This is a genomic window from Gilvimarinus polysaccharolyticus (assembly GCF_001187555.1).
Taxonomy (GTDB): Bacteria; Pseudomonadota; Gammaproteobacteria; order Pseudomonadales; family Cellvibrionaceae; genus Gilvimarinus; species Gilvimarinus polysaccharolyticus.
In genome coordinates this window covers 135,562-154,430 of the sequence record NZ_LFIJ01000001.1, presented here as the reverse complement: position 1 = coordinate 154,430, position 18,869 = coordinate 135,562, and the positions used below count along the sequence as shown (strand labels likewise).

Here is an 18,869-nt window from a genome sequence, read left to right as displayed (position 1 = left end):
TTACCATAACCATTCGTGAGTGATAGGCAGATTCTCACCCTACTTAATTTTCGACCGTTTCGGAGCAATTTATCCCATGCGACACCTGTACCGTTTATTAGCTGTCACCGGCTTGGCTTTCGGCCTCAACGTTCAAGCCCATACCCCCTACTTAAATCCATTTAATTTTGAACCTGTGCGCGGCGATATGGTTACCCTGGACGCCTCTTTCACAGAAAAATTTCTCTTGCCTGAAGCGGCGTTTAACAACGACTCTTTTGCCGTCATGACTCCGGCAGGTGAGTGGCAAAAACCAGATCAGCAAGTTGAGCTGAAAACCCGCACAGTAATAGAACACCAATTGTTGGAAGAAGGTACTTATCGCTTTAGCACTGGTCGTCGCTTTGGCCGTGTATTCAAAATGTACGAGCTGGAAGGCGAACGCCACACTTTAGAAGACCCTAAAGAACCTGTACCCGAAGGCGGTAAGCTACTGTCTTTTTTTCAATCCGTGACCTTAGCAGAAACCTACGTCAGTAAAGGCGAGCCAAGTAATACCGCACTGACATCACGCGACGAAGGCATAGAATTTATCGCCAAAACACACCCCAACGAACTGTTCACCGGCGACGCATTTACTTTTAACGTGCAATTCGATGGCAGCCCTCTGGCAAAACAAGTAGTCGATGTTTTCTATTCTCGCTATCAACAATCAAGCGAAAGTGCCGACCAAACGATCATCACAGACGCCGAAGGCAAAGCGGTAGTAACGCTAGACAAGCCCGGCACTTACTTGCTGCGTGCTCGCCACCGCGCCGATGCCCCATCCAACGCCAAGGCCCCTAGTTATAGTCACACCTATACCTTGGTGCTAGAAGCTTTTGAATAACCCACTAACCCCGCAAGGACAGTAACAATGAAACGACTAAAAACGAACATTCTTATCACCAGCAGTGCCCTATTGCTGGTTAGCAGCTTGGCAAGCGCTGCGTCTCATCATAAAGCAGAGTACATACGTCAATATGATTTGAACGAAAACGGCTCCTTAGAAAAAAAAGAGTTCGATCAAGCCCGCCGCGCACGATTTGATGCGACTGACAGCAACAACAACGGTGTAGTGGATGTAGAAGAGTACACCTACGAATACGAAAATCGCCTAGATAAAAAAATCGCCGACGAGCGAGAATCTCATATTAAACAAACTGGAATTCGCTTTAGCTCGCTGGATAAAAACGAAGATAAAAAGATGGCGTGGGACGAATACGCCGCGTCGGGAAGCCGGATTTTTTCTCGCTATGACACCAACAAAGACGGCCAGATAGATTCTAGCGACCCCAAGCCCAAAGCCTACCAAGCCGAGCAAGAGTTGAGTGACGAAGAAAAACAAAAACGCGAAGACATGAAACAAAAATGGCAGAATCGCGTCATTAAAATGAGCTCTACACATGGCATCGAAGGTATTTATGAGCGTTATGATGTTGGCAGTGATGAGGTTGTGACACGCAAAGAGTTTGACCTTCAGCGTCGGGCCACATTCCGCCTAAGCGACGAGAATCACGACGGCTGGGTCAGTGAGGATGAGTACACTTTAGAGTATGAAGATCGACTGGATGCAGAAATTTCCAGCACTCGTCGTGCCCAAATAAAGCAAACCTATGTGCGCTTTGGTGTACTAGATCAAGACGAGAATGGCGAAATGACTTTCGACGAATTTCAGGCGTCGGGACATCGTAGCTTTACGCGCTGGGACACCAACCAAGACGACGTCGTCAACATGAACGATGCAGCGCCAAAACCGCACAAGAAAAAAAACACCGATAGCGAAAAAAACACTAAAGAAGACACCGCTTACTAATGCATCCTACTCTACCGTCTCGTAACAGCGCAGCCCCTAGGGGCCGCGCCCTGTGGTGCAGCACACGCATGCACTTTGCAACCATATTGCTAGCAGTTACCTGCAGCGCCGCCAGCCGAGCGGAGTTGATCACAATGCACCGTGACAACGTGTTGGGCACAAGTTTAGATGTGACGATCAACCACCCCTCGGAGCAACTCGCACACACAGCATTGGAATCAATGCTTGAGCACGTTAGTAGTATGGAGTCTGTATTATCGACGTATCAAGCAAACAGCGCTATCAGCCAGTTAAATCGGGACAACTACATACTCCAAGCTCCGCGTGAGTTACGCGAGGTTACGCAACTGTGCGAACAATGGTTTGTGCGCTCGGGCAAAACCTTCAGCTGTCGTATGGGTCAGGTAATCCGACACTGGGACAATGCAGAAGAACATAACCGCCGCCCCGAACGCCCCGCAGTACGTATCGTCGCCCGCAAGGCCATGCTGGCCGAGCCAAACATTCATACCGACGGCAGTATCCACCTGGGCGAAGACATTGATCTGGATATCGGCGGCATCGGCAAAGGTTATATTATCGACCAAGCGATGGCCTACCTGCGTCAAGCCTTACCTGCAGCTCAAGGCATTAAAGTCGATATTGGTGGGGATGCCCGTTACTGGGGTAAGCCTACCAAAGGTAAACATTGGCAGGTAGCAGTAAGCGACCCTAATCGTACAGACGACAATGCAGCAGCGCTGCTGCATTTAATATTGGGCGAAAAAGCCGTCACTATGAGTGGCCACAAACATCGTCAACGCAACATCGACAGACACCACTACAGCCACATTTTGGCCCCGCGCGATGGCTGGCCGGTAGAGATTGCCGCATCAAGCGTGGTGATTGCTAACACCGCAACCGATGCCGATGCCGCAGCCACCGCCCTGGCCGCGCAAGCACCAGCGGATGCAATCGATTGGATAAACACCCAAGAAGACCTTGAAGCGCTTCTGATTTTATCCGATGGCCGCCAACTCACCTCAGAAAAATTTGCGCAGTACCGCAGCCAATCAAACGACGACAATATGGCTCGAAACTTTGACTTTCAACTGCAATATCAAATCCCTGACATCAACGCTGTCGATTATCAAAACCCTTATGTGGCGGTTTGGATTTCAGACAAGAAACGCAAAACTCTACGCACATTACTCCTTTTAGGAGAATCCGAGCGTTGGGCAACAGAACTATCACGCTGGTGGCGTCTAAGCGGCCGCAAGCAAGACAACCCTATAGACGGTTACGCTCGCCCTACTCGCCGCCCAGGGAGCTACTACCTAAGCTGGGATGGGCGTGATGACTTTGGTAATTTTTTATCGCCTGGCGACTATATTCTGCACCTAGAGGCGGCGCGTGAACACGCTGGACGAAACTACCAAACAATTCCTTTTAGCCTGCCTTTAGTAACGCAAAAGAAAACCTTTTTAGCACAAGAAGAGCTAGGGGAAATTATTTTAAAAATAACAGGTGAGAATAAACTCGCTGAAATCCGCAACCATTAATATTAACAATTATGACAGTGACGGAGTATTAATGAAAAAATCTAAGCCCCTACTGCTTGCAGTTGCCATTTGTGCGGCAATGCAGGCTCAGGCTCAGCAAGCAAGCTTGCAAGAAACTAAAATTGAATCCAGTGACAAAAGTACCGATTTACTTGATGTATTCTCGTTGGATGCCAACACTATTGACACCCAAATGGTTCAAGACATACAAGACACCGTACGCTATGTACCAGGGGTTCAAGTCAGTGATACTGGCAATCGTTTTGGCGATAACGGCTTTAACATTCGTGGCATGGATGGTGACTCGGTTGCCATTACTATCGACGGCTTATCTCAGGGTGAATCTCTTAACCCGCTGTCTTTTTCACGCTACGGAATGTACAGCTCAACTCGTAACTCTATAGAAGTGGAGAGCGTAAAGTCGGTGCAGGTTTTTAAAGGCGCCAACTCTGTACTGGCTGGTAGTGGTGCACTGGGCGGGGCTGTAGTGTACACCACAAAAGATGCTGATGATTACTTAAAGCCCGAGGGCAATGATACCGGAGGAGCCATAAAAACTGGTTACGACGGTCGCTCCGACGAGTGGCTGGTTAATGCCGCATTGGCAAATCGCAGCGGTAACTTTGAAAGCTTGGTCGTGATAACCCATCGAGACGGATCAGAAACCAAAGCCTACCCTGATGGCGCCGACATTAATGGTCCAACTCGCGGCCAAGCAGACTCTCAAAATCGTGAGCAAAATAATCTTCTAGTAAAACTAGGCTACCAGAGCGGTGCGCATAACTTTGGTGTAGTCTTTGAGGATTACACCAAAGAAGCGCAAGGCACTCCAGAATCACGCGATAGTTCAACCTATCACGACTTCATCACAGATGATGAAAGTGCTCGTGAACGTATTGGTATTTCTTATGAGTGGCAAGCTGACACCGCCTTATTCGACTCGCTAAGCGCGAGCTTGGACACACAAGAAATTTACACCAAGGGTGTCACTCAGTTTTTGTACACCAGCAACGGCGCTACCATTATGCGTGAAGAAAATCGCGACTACACACAAGATCTCACTAAATTCTCGATTGATTTTGATAAAGAGATAAAAGGTGATAACACAACACATAACCTTGTGTACGGCCTCGCCATTGAAGAGCGTGAAGTAAAAAATACGCTTTTCGATATTCGCTACGACGGCACTAATGATAGCGCCCCGTTATTGGACGGCTACCCCATTCGTGATGCCAACTGGGTTCCGGTTACAGAGACCACCCAATTAACCGCTTATGTAGCAGACCGCATCTCGCTAGGAAAACGGTTTGATATTTTGCTAGGACTACGCTACGACGACACCGAGTACTCGCCCAAGGTCGATGAAAACTTTACCGACTCTGCCGGCGTGGTTGGAGACTCAGAGTTCAGCGCCTTTGCGAGTAATATCGCGGTGGAATATGAATTTATTGACAACCATTCATTGATCGCTAGCGTGGGCCAAGGCTATAAAGCACCGACCACCCAACAGCTATATTTAGGCACTAATGAGAGCGGAGAGTTTACCGATTCAGTGCGAGTTGAAGATTCAATTACCGGTGGAGTCACCTACGCTGGAACTGGGGTTACAGCGCCCGACTGGGATACAGTCAGCAGCTCTGACCTGAAGGCAGAAAAAGCTATCAACTACGAGCTGGCCTATCGTTTTGAGGGTGCCCGAGGCTACGTTGAAGTACGCGGATTTCTCTCTGACTTCAGTGATTTTATCGTCAACGAAGTGCGCAACCGCCCACTCGATACAGCGTTATTATCAGCTTCGCGTGTTAGCTCATTTGTCAACCCCGCTTGCTCGGCAGCAGTTGTCGGGGATGACTGCTGGAATGTCACCACGATTACCTCTGATGAGTACTACGTGCCAACCAATGCTGGCGAAGTCTCCGTTAGCGGGATTGAACTGGAGGCGGCTTATCGTGCTACCGACAACCTAACATTAACTTTTGCCTACTCGCATGCTGATGGTGAATATGAAAACACCATCACTGCACTTGCAGAGGATGGCTCGGTTGTAGAGGAGATTCAAACCGCCGGCGACCCGCTGGAAAGCGTTGCTCCAGATTCCGCTGTATTTGGTGTGAACTACCATGGCGGTGACCGCTGGGGGCTGAATGCCTATGCTCGGTGGATTGACGCAAAAGCAGAGGAAGAAAGCTTCAACGCAATCTACTACAGCAACAAAGTAACTCTGGTTGATTTACAGTCTTACTTTAACATCACTAAAGATTTGACCGTGCGCGCTGGCATTACCAACCTGTTTGACGAGGAGTACTTTCCATGGGAGCGCGTACGTAATGTACGCGAAGGGGGCGGCGGATTCTTCGGCGGCGTTAGCGAGGATGGCATCGACCGTTTTACCGTTAGCGGGCGTGAATTTCAGGTCAGTTTAAATTATCAATTTTAATTTTCAAGCTTCAAGGACACTTAAATAATTTAAGTTTAATCAAGGATGATTTTCACACTGGACTTACTATGAAATATATCTTCAGCGCTTTTTTTATTTTTAATCTAAGTGCCTACATTGCAGAAGCCTCAAGCGCATCAGACTCGGAGCAAAAAAGTTCGAGCATGTACAGATCAACACCTCAAATTTCCAAAGAGCAAGTCAATTGTAAATCTCTTAACCAATGGACCTTTAGTTGGCCCGTAAATGAAGGTTGCAACCCCACCCGAGGAGGCACAACTCAGGGGCCACAGGTAGTAAAAACCACGTCACCAGATCCGCGTTGGCGAGAACTGCAAAAGCCTGGACTATCCAGTATAGAACGCGACCGTCGTGCCATATTAGCAATGGCTGGTGATTTTAAAACAACCTTTGAATTTATCGAGGTACTAGGCTTTACCCCCGGCTACAAACCCGCAAAGCCCTATCAAAGCTGGGCCACCGAGTATGTGTATGTGATTACTGACGAACCAAAATTTATTAGCCTGCAGCATATTATGGTCATGTACTTTGTTAATAATACAGGCGAAATTCAAGGCCCAATGGTGATGAAGCACTGGCGCCAAGACTGGCAATACGAACAAACGTCACTATTGGAGTATCAAGGCGACCGGCACTGGAAGTTAGTAGATTACCCCGCCAACACGGTTCAAGGACAATGGGCGCAAACAGTCTATCAAGTAGACGACACACCCCGCTACGCATCATTCGGTAACTGGCAACACAGCGAAGATTTTTCTCGCTGGCAAGGCGGTACCGCATGGCGACCACTGCCCCGTCGCGAGCACAGTGTACGTGATGACTACCAAATACTGGAAGGCAGCAATACACAAACTATCACCGCTACTGGCTGGGTGCATGAACAAGAAAACCAAAAACGTATTTCTTCAGACCAAACAACATCGGCTCACTACCAAGCCAAAGAACTTGGATTTAATCGCTATCGACGAATCAAGGATTTTGATTTTTCCGCAGGCGACGACTATTGGAAGAATACGGCAGATTACTGGGCGCTGGTGCGCAATACATTAAACGAGATGGTTAAAATTAACGGTGGAATTAAACTCAAATCGCACATTGATGGACAACCCCTGTTTATGCCGCTATTTGACTACGCACAAACACTAAACAAAGGCGATGTACTCATAAAAGAGAAAGCCCAAGACTTTGCCCGCGAAACCCTAGAAAAATACAGCCATAATTAAATATATTCTATCTTCTGACACAGAAAACTATGTGTCAGAAGATAGAAATCATGCCGAACATGCGCAATCTAACGAACATAAGCCACAATCGACACAAAGTGGCAAAAAGAACCGGCCAATACAAACAAATGCCAAATACCGTGGGCGTGACGCAACTTATTTAAACCGTCGAGCACGTAAAAAACCACCCCCACAGTGTAAGCAATACCGCCCGCCACCAACCAATAAAGCCCTGTAGTGGGAAAGCCTTCGGCAAGGTCTTGGTAGACCACCATACACACCCAGCCCATCACCAAATAAATAACAACTTGCAGCCACTCGATACGTTTTTTAGGCAAGATATCGATCAACAAACCAGCCACCGCGAGCCCCCAAATAACCGCCAGCATAATCCAGCCGGTTTTACCGCCAATAGTCACCAACATAAACGGTGTGTAAGTGCCGGCAATTAATAAATAAATACACACATGGTCAAGCTTTTGGAACACTGCCTTTAACCGCGGTGAGCGAAAGCTGTGATAAAGGGTAGACATGGTGTACAGCAAAACCAAAGTCACCCCAAATACAATAAAACTAACGATGATCGCCGCATCTAGCTGCTGAATACCAATGGTTAACAGCGCCCCAAACCCGACCAGTGCCAACACCGCGCCTACTAGATGGGTAATACTATTAATTCGCTCGCCGTCGTACATAACTAACCCTTATCCTTAACTTCACAGTACAAAAGCTGTGTTTTACAGCCACCAAGATACGCGATTTTAACAATTAGTAGAGAGCGCGAGCAGATACTAACCTGACTCAGGCGCACATTGCGACCAGAGGCCGAGCAACCAACAATGTCGACATAACGTGAAGTACAGGTAAAACCTGCACATAGGGTGTGATCCAAATACTTTGCATTAAAAGCATTTTTAATAATGAGCCTCGGGCTTAATCTCTGGCGACCCGATGCTATAGATATGGGCACAAAGAGACTAGTGCTTTGAATGACCGCGAGGGTACGCGCAATCCGCCAACACTAACCTCCTCGCAACAAAACCTTCCATTTATGGCATCCATTTCAACACCACCTGCGTATACAGGCTATGAACTCGCCTAAGACGGCGATTAACTGACCAGGTAAATGCCCAATGCTAAACCGAGCCCTCAAAAGACAACTGCAAGAAACCCAGCATAATGCCGAGCAAGCCCAAGCAGTGGTGAACGCGTTAAAGAGCCATATGGCTTACATCGAATTCACGCCTGACGGCACCATTATTGATGCTAACGAGCTGTTTCTTAAGACAATCGGCTACTCACATGCCCGTATCGTAGGTAAGCACCACAGCCTTTTTTGCGGTAAAAATTACGCGAGTAGCGCCTCCTACCGAGAGTTTTGGCGCAATCGGGCCTCGGGTGAAAGTACCAGTGGTACCTTCGAACGCTTTACCGCAAGCGGCGAACAAATATGGCTTGAGGCCACCTACTTTCCCATCGTGCACGACGGCAAAGTCACTAAGGTGGCCAAAATTGCCGCCGACGTTACCCGCGAGCACTTGCGTCTAAGCGCCCAAGCCGACATCACCACTGCCCTGAATCGATCATCGGCGGTGATTGAGTTTAGCCCAGACGGCACCATTCTCACCGCTAACGATAATTTTTTACACACATTGGGTTTCCGCTTGGTCGACATTCAAGGCAAACACCACGAGCTATTCTGTACACCAGAGTTTTATCGCCAACAACCCAACTTTTGGCGTGAGCTGGCGCAAGGTGAGTTCAAGACAGGCCGGTTTGAGCGGCGCAGCGCTAGCGGCGAGACCCTATGGCTTGAGGCCACCTATAACCCAATCGTCGACGGCGAAGGTAAAGTGTATAAAGTCGTTAAGTTTGCCACGGATATTAGCGAGCGAGTCGAGCACGCCCGTCAGGTATCGCAAGCTGCTCACATCGCCCACGACAGCGCCTTACAAACCACCCACAATGCGGCCAACGGAGCAAAAATCCTAGAACAGGCTGTAGGCAACTTCGGCGCAATCAATCAGCATGTAGCCGATGCGGTTAACTTAATCGATAAACTCAACGAGCAGTCGTCTCATATTACGGCGATTGTCTCGACCATCAGCGCTATTGCTGAGCAAACCAACTTACTCGCACTTAACGCCGCGATCGAAGCCGCCCGTGCCGGTGACTCGGGCAGAGGTTTCGCGGTCGTCGCGGACGAAGTACGGCAACTTGCAGCAAGGACATCGCAGTCGACACAAGAAATTGAAAACGTGGTAAAACAAAATCAGGGCTTAACGGCGACTATCACCAACCAAATCGACGCAGTTTCAAGCTCTGTCTCCGCCGGTGGTGAGCTAAACCTGCAAGTCGCAGAAGCGATTAATAACATCACTATCAGCGCCGAGCAGGTATCGCAAACCGTCGCTGGACTTTCTTTAGAGAATCGTTAACAGCGCTACACGCGACAATAACAAACGCTTGCTTATTGCGCTCTCGCGTGTGCGCCGCTATCAGCCCTAAGTTTGTGTGGCTTTTATTTATTAATTTTTTACACCACTAAAACCGTTACTGCTATTGATCAGCTGCGCCCTCAAAGCCCGTGTACAACGTTAGCTCACCAACCTCGGTGGCCGGCCCCTCACCGTTTATCACATGGTTAATGCCGCCATTTAATCCAGCAAAGTTAGCAACATGTCGAATTGCAATACCCGATTTATTAGGCGTCTCCATAGAGTTTTCTAACCGTACATTATTGCTAACGGTAGGTTCACCACGAAAAAAGCTGTAAATGCCAAAGCCCCAGCCATTGTGTGTTTGCACATGATCGGCCACTTTGTACGAGGCAAAACCGGCTTTGCCGTTATCATTCCAGGCTGCGATACTCGGTGGCGTGTAGGGAATCTCGGATTGATAAAAATAAGTGCGCCCACGTTCACCATTCCACAAGGTTTGGTAACCCTGAAAGTGCTCATTAAATAAGCCATAAATAGTGACATCATCGCCGTTCACTACTAACCCATTGCGGCTTTTGTTCACATTCCAGTCGGCACCGGCACCGTGATCAGCACGCCACAACCACACATGGTCTACCAATACATGATGGCTATTAATGCGCAGACAGATTTCGGCCAAACCAGAAATTGCCCCTCCTACTCGGCAATAAACATCATGCAAACTACTGGGGTTTTTATGATGATCGGCGCCCGATTTTATCGTTGCAGCCGGCTTGCCCACATCAATTAAAACCTTGGAATTTACCGGCCCTGCATCGACCATTACACCTGCTAGCTTCACGCCATCAACGTCCGCTACCGTAATTGCAGCGGTTCCTTGTTGTGGCACCAGTGTTGGCAACCCCAAGCCCAGCACCAAAGTATTGGCATGTGTTATTTCAAGCGTATCATCAAGCGAATAAATCCCGGGAGTCAGCAGCAAGTGTTTACCGGCCGCCAATGCTTGATTTAAGTTCACTGCGGTATCATGAGGCGATGCCAGATAAAAATCGCTAAGGCCAATCAGTTCGCCGGCCTCGGGATCACCCTGCCAACTCACACCTGTGGAGCTGTACCTTAGCGCAGGCACAAATACGGCGTAAGAGCCGTTATCATCCAAGGTTAAAAAGGGCTTTTCACGCACCACCGGGGTTTGCTCTATGATGGTGGTGGGCTCTACCGGCCACTGATCGACAGGCGCACCTTTTACGCCAACAAATACACGATTCCAGTTACCCCCAGCCCAGCGACCGATCTCGGAGTTACGGGTAAACCACTGCTGACCGGTCGTTAGACCCGCGCGCCCCTCGACAATAGAATTTGCCAACACGCCGCCACTGGCCCAGCCGCCTTTATCAAAATTAATACTGCCCTCGACGTGCATTCGGCGATAGGGAGCCGCCTGAGATACAGCCCATAACAGGGTGTTGCCATGGTGCGGCTTAACTTTAAAATTCTCAGCGCCACGCCAAAACATGGTGGTCACTTTATTGTCTTCGGTGGCGGCTACCGATTGCACGGTACCATTAATACTTACGTCACCAGGAACTCGACCCAGCCCCAACGCTTGTACGTAATAATCCACCGTAACATTAAGGCCATAAGTGCCAGGTTTAAACAGAAGCGCATAACGCTCCAAGCCAAACTCATTGTGCTTTTGCTGATGGTGTAAGGCGTCTAAAGTATTTTGGATAGCGCGTTGATCCATGGTGTCATCAAACACCAAAACATGATCACCAAATACCGAGGTATAGGGGGAGGCATCTAGATGGGGAACGGTATTATCGTGATAACAGCTTATAAAAAACGCCGCTAATATGGTAATAGCCAGTATTTTCACCCCCGCTGCAGGGGTAAATAAAAATTTCCGAAGCATAAAACACTACTCACTTGTTTATTTGAGTTTGAGTATGCTTCATGTGATTAAACCGACAGGGCAGTCAGTATTATTGTTATTAAGTTATATATTTGTATCTGGCGACAATCTTAGTAAACGCCTTATCTATAGCCGCAGTATACGCATAACAACGAGCCTTTTACACTATTTGTCCAGCACTGACCAAAAATTAGGTATGCTGTAGCCCCTGCCATAATCCGCGTTACTTTATGACTCTGCACCTTGCCAGCCATCAAGCCCAACACGCCACTCGGGCCGCCTTTTTTATCGCTGGATGCTCACTGGCCGCTTGGGCACCACTAGTGCCCTATGTTCAAGCGAGGGCTTCATTAAACGAGGCACAACTGGGGCTGTTGTTGCTCTGCCTTGGCATCGGCTCACTGTGTGCCATGCCACTATCGGGCCTTTTAGCGACGCGCTTTGGCTGTCGACGTGTGTTTACTTGGGCTACTATTATTTTATGTCTGGTACTACCAGTACTTGCCAGCAGCCAATCCAGCGGCTTGCTGGCACTTGCACTGTTTGTATTTGGCGCGGCTCTTGGCAGCGCTGATTGCATCGCCAACATACAGGCCGTTAGTGTCGAGAAAGCCAGTAACCGACCGCTCATGTCTGGGTTTCATGGCTTGTTCAGTTTAGGCGGTATCATCGGCGCTATTGGTGTTAGCGCGCTATTAAGTATGGGACTGGCACCTTTGTACGCCACCTTAATTATCGCCGGGCTTATCTTACTAACGCTAAGTATCACTTGGCGCCACCTGTTAAACCCCAGCAATAACCCACCAAGAGGTCCGTTATTCGCCTTCCCCAACGGTATCGTACTAACGTTGGGAGCTTTATGTTTTATCGCTTTTTTAGCCGAGGGCGCTATGCTTGACTGGAGCGCCGTTTACCTAACCCACATGCAGGATATGGCAACCGCCCAGTCGGGCTTAGGCTACGGCGTATTTGCATTCACCATGACCATTGGCAGGCTCACCGGTGACTGGCTAATTTATCGTGCGGGATTAATTCGGGTACTGGTAAGTGGCGCGACACTCGCCGCCGCTGGAGTCACTTTGACCGCCCTAGCACCCAACTGGCCATTCGCACTAATAGGCTATGCGCTGGTAGGGATAGGCGCTGCCAATATCGCTCCCATTATGTACTCTTTGGTAGGCAAACAAACGGCGATGCCTGAAGCGCTGGCAGTACCCGCACTTACCACTTTGGGTTACGCTGGCATTTTAGTGGGGCCGGCGATGATTGGCTTTGTCGCCTATGTGACGGGGCTTACCGCCGCGTTTTTAATTATCGCGGCACTTTTGCTCACTGTTGCGCTAACCGGGCCTGGACTAAAACGAGCACTGCCTAACGCGGAGTGACGCTTGAAATGTTAATCCAAGTGCCCAGCTCGCAGCAATATGTAGTAGACGTATTCGCCAGCAAAAGCGATACCGACCAACACCAGCAACATCACCGCAGTGTTCGATATAAACGCCACCACCGCGGCTATTGATACCAGTGAGACCACAGCCATCAATGCCAACACCGGCAATAATTTAACCGGCATACGCGCCTTGCAATTAGAGCATGTAAGGCGAACCGGATTTACCGATTTAAGCACATCGCTATAAGCTATTGATGCGTGACAATTATTGCAGTTTTTCACCTTAATCCCCCTCAAATTTAGCTTTCAATAAGACCATTTAGCGAATGGCGGGTCAAGACACATTTTTATCTAGGCTTTTGGCTTGCATGGTTGTCTGTGCAAGCGTGCCCACCTCACTTAAAAATAACTTTTAGCGCCAACCACTCCAACCAAACGACACAGCCATCGCAGTATTACAAAGTAAAAATAATATTCCGTTCGCCCATCACGTTTTAATTACGTGATGATTCTGAAGTCAAATTTCGTCGTTGGCGTGCGGGGGTTCTCGTTTCAAGCGAACGTCGTTTGAATTTTATCTAAAACAAAACTAATCAGTGGTACGGATTAAAAATGGCGAGCTAAAAATAGATATTTTAGAGCTTCGTGCACACCAAAAAACAAATTATAACGACAATTTAAAAACTACCGCCAACCGTAAACCAAGAAAGTAAGGAGAGCCAAACCACATCAATAACACAGAAAGAAAAAAACCTGATATCCACAAGTGTGGCAGCCCATGTCGTTAACAACCTCATTATTAACGGCTAAACATAAATACTAGAAGGATTTTTTATGCGTAACAACAAACTGCTTCTCAGCTCACTGATTTTACTTATTAGCAGCGGTGCTGCAGGTCACGGCTTAATGTCTGACCCGCCAGCACGCAACTGGTTATGCGGCGCCAGCACAAAACCCGACACAGCCGAACCCGGTAGTGCCTGCGCTCAGGCATTTGCCGACGACTTTACCGGCGGCTATTCATTTATGAGTGTCCTCACTCACGATGTGGGTCGCGCGGGCGTAACGCCGCTACCCAACAACGTTTGCGGCTTTGACAGCGAAACCTGGCAAGGTGGCGCCACACCTTGGGACAAAGCCGTCGATTGGCCCACTAACCCCATGAGTGCTGGAGAACAAACCATTACTTGGGACATCTCCTGGGGGCCGCACTTTGATGACACCGAAGAATTTCGATACTGGATCACCAAACCCGGCTTTGATTTTCAGGTAGGCCAGCCGCTTACATGGAACGATTTTGAAACCGATGCATTTTGTGTGCTTGAGTACGATGACAGCAACCCTAACGCCAATCCCAACATTGTGCCCGATAAAGGCAATGCCTTGTTTCACACCAGTTGCGACGTCCCCGAGCGCACTGGTCGACACGTAATCTATGGCGAATGGGGCCGCAATGAATACACCTACGAGCGTTTTCACGGCTGTGTCGATGTCAGCTTTGATGGCGACAGCGGCAATATACCCGTAGTGGCTGATATTCAAACCACCCCCGCCAGTGGCACCTTTGCCGGTGCCGGCAGCATTAGTCTAGACGGCTCAAGCTCACAGGGTGACAACCTAAGCTATAGCTGGAGCCTAAGTGCCGACAATGACTCACTGTATAGCTTAAGTAACACTAGCAGCAGCAATACCGTACTCACGTTATCGGAGCCCGACGCGCAACAAACTGTGACGGTTAACTTACAGGTAAGCAATGCCGACGCCACCAGTACCACCTCGGTGGATATTGTTCACGTACCGGCCGCTGGCGCCAACTGGGAGGACTTTGGTCCACTGAGCGAAACCGCACAAAACCTAGCAGCAGGCGATCAGGTAAGTTTACGTCTGGTCGAAACTAACGGCACCGATATTTATTTGCCCGAGCAAGCACTGGTACTGAACACCAATAACGCCGCCGCCAATGCCTGGCCATATGCTTTAGCACAGGCGATCAACGGCCAAAACACTGATGTTCAAGTGGGAGTGCTAAACAGTGAAGGCGACATTGTGGCGGCGCAAAGCGCAACGGCAAACCGCGTTTATGCACAAGCACCCGCCAACTACACCAGTGCGTTCTTACAAGTCGTCAGCGCCAGCAGTTCATCCAGCTCGTCGTCCAGTAGCTCCTCCTCTAGCAGCTCAGACAGCTCTGTGCCCGCGGGCAGCCAATGCAATTGGTACGGCACCACCACACCTGTGTGCAACAACAGCAACGATGGCTGGGGCTATGAGGATAACCAAAGCTGTGTCGGTGCCGACACCTGTGCCGCGCAACCGGCACCTTACGGCATTATCGGCGGCTCATCTTCGAGCGATTCATCCAGTTCATCCAGCACACCAGCAGGGTCGGGGGATGTAAGCTGTGAGTACGAGACCGAAAACGCGTGGGGGTCGGGCTTTACCGCGAGCATCACACTAACCAACGAGGGCAATACTACCGTTAACGGTTGGGAGGTGCAGTGGCAATACAGCAACCCCGTAAGCATCGTGAACAGCTGGGAGGCCGATGTGACAGGCAACAACCCTTTTAGCGCCAGCGATATTGGTCGTAACAGCGCAATAAACCCAGGGCAGTCAGTAAGCTTTGGATTTCAGGGTTCAGGCAGCGCCGAGACCGCGAATGTAACCGGGGATATTTGTCAGTAGAAAAAGTGTAACCCGTACCCAACAAGGTTAGATGCGGGTAACAAGTTAAGCCCATCGGTGATAAACCGGTGGGCTTACTTTATAACTCATTTGAATGCAAAATCGGCTTGGGGATCACCCAACGGTTTTGCTCCGGCTCGCTCGCCATCAGCTCCCTCACTGTACGATCAACAATACTTACTCCCACCTGCGCCATGGCGTTAAAGTTATCGATGCCGTCAGCGGGAAAGTTTCGACGAGTTCTGTGGATATTAAAACGTTCCGAAAAAGTGCGCCCAAAGGTTTTTTCAATCCCCTCGCGACCCAACATAAAACCTAACAGCCCGCCCCAAGTCGCGGCGGGGTTATCAGAGTCCCAACCGCTAAGTGCGGCAATTTTAAGTGTATTTTTAAAGTCGCCCTCACCGTAAAACCAGCTGATTAAACTCGCCGCAAAGTTAATGCCGGCGGCGAAGCAACCGTTACAGTACAGCTCGCGCGAGGTGATATCGTAGCCATCGGCCTGATCTACTTGATAGCGTTGATAAACCGCATCGCGCGCCGCCTCCCAACTCGCACCACTTTGATACTGGCGCCAGACAAAATCATACATGGCGGCAGGGTATTCGCCGTCAGTTAACCCAGCTCGCGCCTGCTGCGCCAACCACCAAGTGGCTTCAGCCGAAGGTTGTCCCGCTGCAAATCCAGCGCCCAACGAATACATAGTTACGTAAAACTCTGCAATCTCGGCCGCAGCACCACTGGCCGTCGTGCGTATGGGCAAATACGCCATAGCGAGAGCAATATCCGGCCGCGCCGGCGCAAACAAACCAAAGATCTCTGTGGTTAGTTGCGCATCAATCATGTCGAAGTGTTCGTTGTTATCGGGCGAGCTGGTCTCTGGCGGCAGCATGCCTTGCGCCATTAAATCGTAGGCGCGCTGATTAGACACCCACAGATAGTTTTCATAATTGTCGTCGGGGTCTTTTCCAAATGGGGTTTTCTCGGCGCTGGAATAAATATGCGTAAGCCAGCCACGACGTATCTGCTCGGCGGTTAATACACTGTTTTTTTCGGTTGCCAATAAATACTGGTAGATATATTCGATATCCGTATCATCATCCGAGCCCCAAATGCCCTCTGGCGCCTCAAATACAAAATTAATAGTTGCCGACAAATCACTGGGAACGCCCTGCCCCCAAATACTGGGTTGATCGAGCCTACCCCAGTCATTGCGAGTATAAAAAGCGCCGGTTTTAATCTCACCTATATTGCCTATTTTGTCCATCTCGGTTACCAGCCCAGTCCAATTGGCAATGCACTGACCCAACCAAAATCCGTACAACTGTTGCTGGTAATTAACCTTAGAAATAGTGGCAACGGCCGCCCTCTGCTCGCTTGATTTTGCTCCGTAGGCTGGGTTTAAACAGATAAATAACACCCCCCAAAATGCAATTAATTTTACCGTGATTAGGGTGATCCTCATAATTCCGCTAGCCTCGTACAAGGTAAAAATAATTGCACATAAAAAGTTTATCTGTATCGATTTTATCAACCTTAAAAGCGCTACAGTTCTTGCCTATAAACCCAACCGATCGCATCATACATTTTCCAATCGATTGCGCCCCCCGCACAACCAAACTCTGTACGGGGGTTTACGTCTACTAATACAACAAACTTATTTTAACTCCACCACCACGACTGATTTTGCTGGGATCGTCAGATCGTCTAAGTCAGATGAAAACGCTGTTGGTGTAATTGCTTCTGGGTTATCAAAAGTGTTGCGCGCATCCATCGCTTTCGCCGTCAGTATCTGACCAATCGCCCGGCTCACCTTAGCGCCAGTTACGTTCAAATCAATTGCCGCATCATTCAGTGGGTCTAAATTAACCAAGGCTAAATACAGCTTGCCGTCTTTTCCTCGTGCTACTGAGGCCGTAACACTGGGAACGGTTTTTCCATCTTTTTTATACTTATCGGTTTTCAGACTAAACTTAACACTGGTAGAGTCCTGAAACACTTTGTACATACCGTAAGTGTGATAGGTGGGCGTGAGTACCATTTTTTCTTTGTCGGTTAAAATCATCGCCTGTAACACGTTAACCATTTGCGCGATATTGGTCATAGTGACCCGCTCGGCATGCTGGTGAAAAATATTAAAATTCACCGCCGTTACCACCGCATCACGCAAGGTGTTTTGCTGATACAAAAAACCAGGATCACGCTCAGGTTCTGGGTCGTACCAAGTGCCCCACTCATCGACATACAGCCCGATATTACCTTCGGGATCGTTCTCTTCCAGCTTAGCAACGTTAGCGCGAATGTACTTTTCCATCCTGTAAGTACGTTCCATGGTGTTAAACCACTCTTGCTCACTGAACTTAATCGCCCTGCCTTTATTATCCCAATCACTGTTGGGCAAAGTGTAAAAATGATAACTAATTCCATCGATATTGGACTCAATGTTTTTGCTCAACACATCAGTCCAGCGGGTATCTTCAGTATGGCCACCACTAGCCACAAATTTGGGGCGTTTACCATGTGGTGTTTTTAAGAAAGTGGCATATTGACGGTACAAGTCGGCGTAGTACTCAGGACGCATATTGCCGCCGCAACCCCAGGCTTCGTTACCAATCCCAAAATAGGCGATATCAAAGGGCTCTTCACGGCCATTAGCACGTCGCTCGCTGGCAAGTGTCGAGCCTTTATCGCCAGTCATATACTCCATCCACTCGGCCATTTCTTTGACCGTTCCACTTCCCAAATTGCCATTAACGTAGGCATCCGCACCTAGCAGTTCGACAAATTCAAAAAATTCATGGGTACCAAATGAATTGGGCTCTTCGACGCCGCCCCAATGAGTATTAACTTTAGTCGGACGATCTTCACGGCGGCCAATGCCCTCACGCCAGTGATACTCATCGGCAAAACAGCCCCCGGGCCAACGCACCAATGGTACTTTAATCGCACGCAACGCCTCTAACACATCGGTACGAAAACCACGGGTATTAGCGATACTGGAATCCTCGCCCACCCACACGCCCTCGTAAATACCGCGACCTAAATGCTCGGCAAACTGACCGTAGATATCTTTGTTGATTATCGGCCCGGCTTGATCGGCACGAATGTCGATATCGACATTTAAGGTTTTTGCGCCCAACTGAGTGCCTGTGCACAGCAAACCTATTGCTATTAGGGTTTTTAACTTCATTGTTTTCTCCTTATTTTTTTAATTATGGCGCTTTTTAAAGGTGCTTTTGTCGCTCTATAGCAATACACAACATAGTGAATACTTGTAAAATATTAGCTCTCTTGTTCAGCTCGCAGCTATAAGCACTTAAACACGACGCTTCAACCTAGAGAATGCACTAAGCACTGCCCAAATCGTCGTTCCCCCCTCACT

12 protein-coding genes and 1 pseudogene are annotated in these 18,869 nt (G+C 48.9%); 8 read left to right on the top strand and 5 right to left on the bottom strand.

Annotated features, from left to right (window positions below):
• Positions 1-76: 76 nt before the first annotated feature.
• The 5 genes from GILYN3_RS00535 to GILYN3_RS00515 all read left to right on the top strand — a co-directional run bounded on the left by GILYN3_RS00535 (position 77) and on the right by GILYN3_RS00515 (position 7,056).
• Positions 77-868 (top strand): DUF4198 domain-containing protein, encoded by a 792-nt coding sequence (locus tag GILYN3_RS00535; RefSeq protein ID WP_084004975.1) that lies wholly within the window; start codon positions 77-79, stop codon positions 866-868.
• Between the two features lie 27 nt (positions 869-895).
• Positions 896-1,834, top strand: a complete 939-nt coding sequence (locus GILYN3_RS00530) for an EF-hand domain-containing protein (protein WP_049721042.1) — start codon at positions 896-898, stop codon at positions 1,832-1,834.
• A 134-nt stretch (positions 1,835-1,968) separates the two neighbouring features.
• Complete coding sequence (locus GILYN3_RS00525) at positions 1,969-3,375, top strand: DUF2271 domain-containing protein (RefSeq protein WP_198147250.1); 1,407 nt, start codon at positions 1,969-1,971, stop codon at positions 3,373-3,375.
• A gap of 31 nt (positions 3,376-3,406) precedes the next feature.
• Complete coding sequence (locus GILYN3_RS00520; protein WP_049721040.1) at positions 3,407-5,812, top strand: TonB-dependent hemoglobin/transferrin/lactoferrin family receptor; 2,406 nt, start codon at positions 3,407-3,409, stop codon at positions 5,810-5,812.
• Positions 5,813-5,880: 68 nt separating this feature from the next.
• Positions 5,881-7,056 (top strand): DUF6607 family protein, encoded by a 1,176-nt coding sequence (locus GILYN3_RS00515; protein ID WP_049721039.1) that lies wholly within the window; start codon positions 5,881-5,883, stop codon positions 7,054-7,056.
• Positions 7,057-7,124: 68 nt separating this feature from the next.
• Here the strand turns inward: GILYN3_RS00515 and trhA are convergent, their stop codons facing one another.
• Complete coding sequence (trhA, locus tag GILYN3_RS00510; RefSeq protein ID WP_049721038.1) at positions 7,125-7,751, bottom strand: PAQR family membrane homeostasis protein TrhA; 627 nt, start codon at positions 7,749-7,751, stop codon at positions 7,125-7,127.
• 534 nt (positions 7,752-8,285) lie between these two features.
• Here trhA and GILYN3_RS16965 point away from each other — a divergent pair.
• Positions 8,286-9,416: pseudogene (locus GILYN3_RS16965) on the top strand (methyl-accepting chemotaxis protein); the annotation flags it as partial.
• Positions 9,417-9,615: 199 nt separating this feature from the next.
• On the opposite strand, the gene GILYN3_RS00500 reads toward GILYN3_RS16965, so the two are convergent.
• Positions 9,616-11,412: an adenylyl cyclase gene (locus GILYN3_RS00500; protein WP_232305484.1), complete on the bottom strand. Its 1,797-nt coding sequence runs from the start codon at positions 11,410-11,412 to the stop codon at positions 9,616-9,618.
• A 230-nt stretch (positions 11,413-11,642) separates the two neighbouring features.
• Here GILYN3_RS00500 and GILYN3_RS00495 point away from each other — a divergent pair, with 230 nt between their 5' ends.
• Positions 11,643-12,797 (top strand): MFS transporter, encoded by a 1,155-nt coding sequence (locus GILYN3_RS00495; RefSeq protein WP_049721036.1) that lies wholly within the window; start codon positions 11,643-11,645, stop codon positions 12,795-12,797.
• Between the two features lie 11 nt (positions 12,798-12,808).
• Here the strand turns inward: GILYN3_RS00495 and GILYN3_RS16580 are convergent, their stop codons facing one another.
• Positions 12,809-12,985 carry a hypothetical protein gene (locus GILYN3_RS16580; protein WP_157484822.1) on the bottom strand — a complete coding sequence of 59 codons (177 nt, stop codon included), beginning with the start codon at positions 12,983-12,985 and terminating at the stop codon, positions 12,809-12,811.
• Positions 12,986-13,636: 651 nt separating this feature from the next.
• Here GILYN3_RS16580 and GILYN3_RS16785 point away from each other — a divergent pair.
• Positions 13,637-15,487, top strand: coding sequence for a lytic polysaccharide monooxygenase (locus GILYN3_RS16785; RefSeq protein WP_049721035.1), 1,851 nt, complete (start codon positions 13,637-13,639; stop codon positions 15,485-15,487).
• 79 nt (positions 15,488-15,566) lie between these two features.
• Here GILYN3_RS16785 and GILYN3_RS00485 read toward each other — a convergent pair whose 3' ends face one another.
• Together GILYN3_RS00485 and GILYN3_RS00480 are read right to left on the bottom strand one after the other, a co-directional pair.
• Complete coding sequence (locus GILYN3_RS00485; RefSeq protein ID WP_049721034.1) at positions 15,567-16,952, bottom strand: ADP-ribosylglycohydrolase family protein; 1,386 nt, start codon at positions 16,950-16,952, stop codon at positions 15,567-15,569.
• Positions 16,953-17,144: 192 nt separating this feature from the next.
• Positions 17,145-18,677 (bottom strand): alpha-N-arabinofuranosidase, encoded by a 1,533-nt coding sequence (locus GILYN3_RS00480; RefSeq protein ID WP_049721033.1) that lies wholly within the window; start codon positions 18,675-18,677, stop codon positions 17,145-17,147.
• Positions 18,678-18,869: the final 192 nt, after the last annotated feature.

Coding starts and splice junctions, on each gene's coding strand:
- GILYN3_RS00485 (WP_049721034.1), bottom strand. CDS start 16,952: ATGAGGATCACCCTAATCACGGTAAAATTAATTGCATTTTGGGGGGTG.
- GILYN3_RS00520 (WP_049721040.1), top strand. CDS start 3,407: ATGAAAAAATCTAAGCCCCTACTGCTTGCAGTTGCCATTTGTGCGGCA.
- GILYN3_RS00480 (WP_049721033.1), bottom strand. CDS start 18,677: ATGAAGTTAAAAACCCTAATAGCAATAGGTTTGCTGTGCACAGGCACT.
- GILYN3_RS16580 (WP_157484822.1), bottom strand. CDS start 12,985: ATGCCGGTTAAATTATTGCCGGTGTTGGCATTGATGGCTGTGGTCTCA.
- GILYN3_RS00515 (WP_049721039.1), top strand. CDS start 5,881: ATGAAATATATCTTCAGCGCTTTTTTTATTTTTAATCTAAGTGCCTAC.
- GILYN3_RS00495 (WP_049721036.1), top strand. CDS start 11,643: ATGACTCTGCACCTTGCCAGCCATCAAGCCCAACACGCCACTCGGGCC.
- GILYN3_RS00500 (WP_232305484.1), bottom strand. CDS start 11,412: ATGCTTCGGAAATTTTTATTTACCCCTGCAGCGGGGGTGAAAATACTG.
- trhA (WP_049721038.1), bottom strand. CDS start 7,751: ATGTACGACGGCGAGCGAATTAATAGTATTACCCATCTAGTAGGCGCG.
- GILYN3_RS16785 (WP_049721035.1), top strand. CDS start 13,637: ATGCGTAACAACAAACTGCTTCTCAGCTCACTGATTTTACTTATTAGC.
- GILYN3_RS00525 (WP_198147250.1), top strand. CDS start 1,969: ATGCACCGTGACAACGTGTTGGGCACAAGTTTAGATGTGACGATCAAC.
- GILYN3_RS00535 (WP_084004975.1), top strand. CDS start 77: ATGCGACACCTGTACCGTTTATTAGCTGTCACCGGCTTGGCTTTCGGC.
- GILYN3_RS00530 (WP_049721042.1), top strand. CDS start 896: ATGAAACGACTAAAAACGAACATTCTTATCACCAGCAGTGCCCTATTG.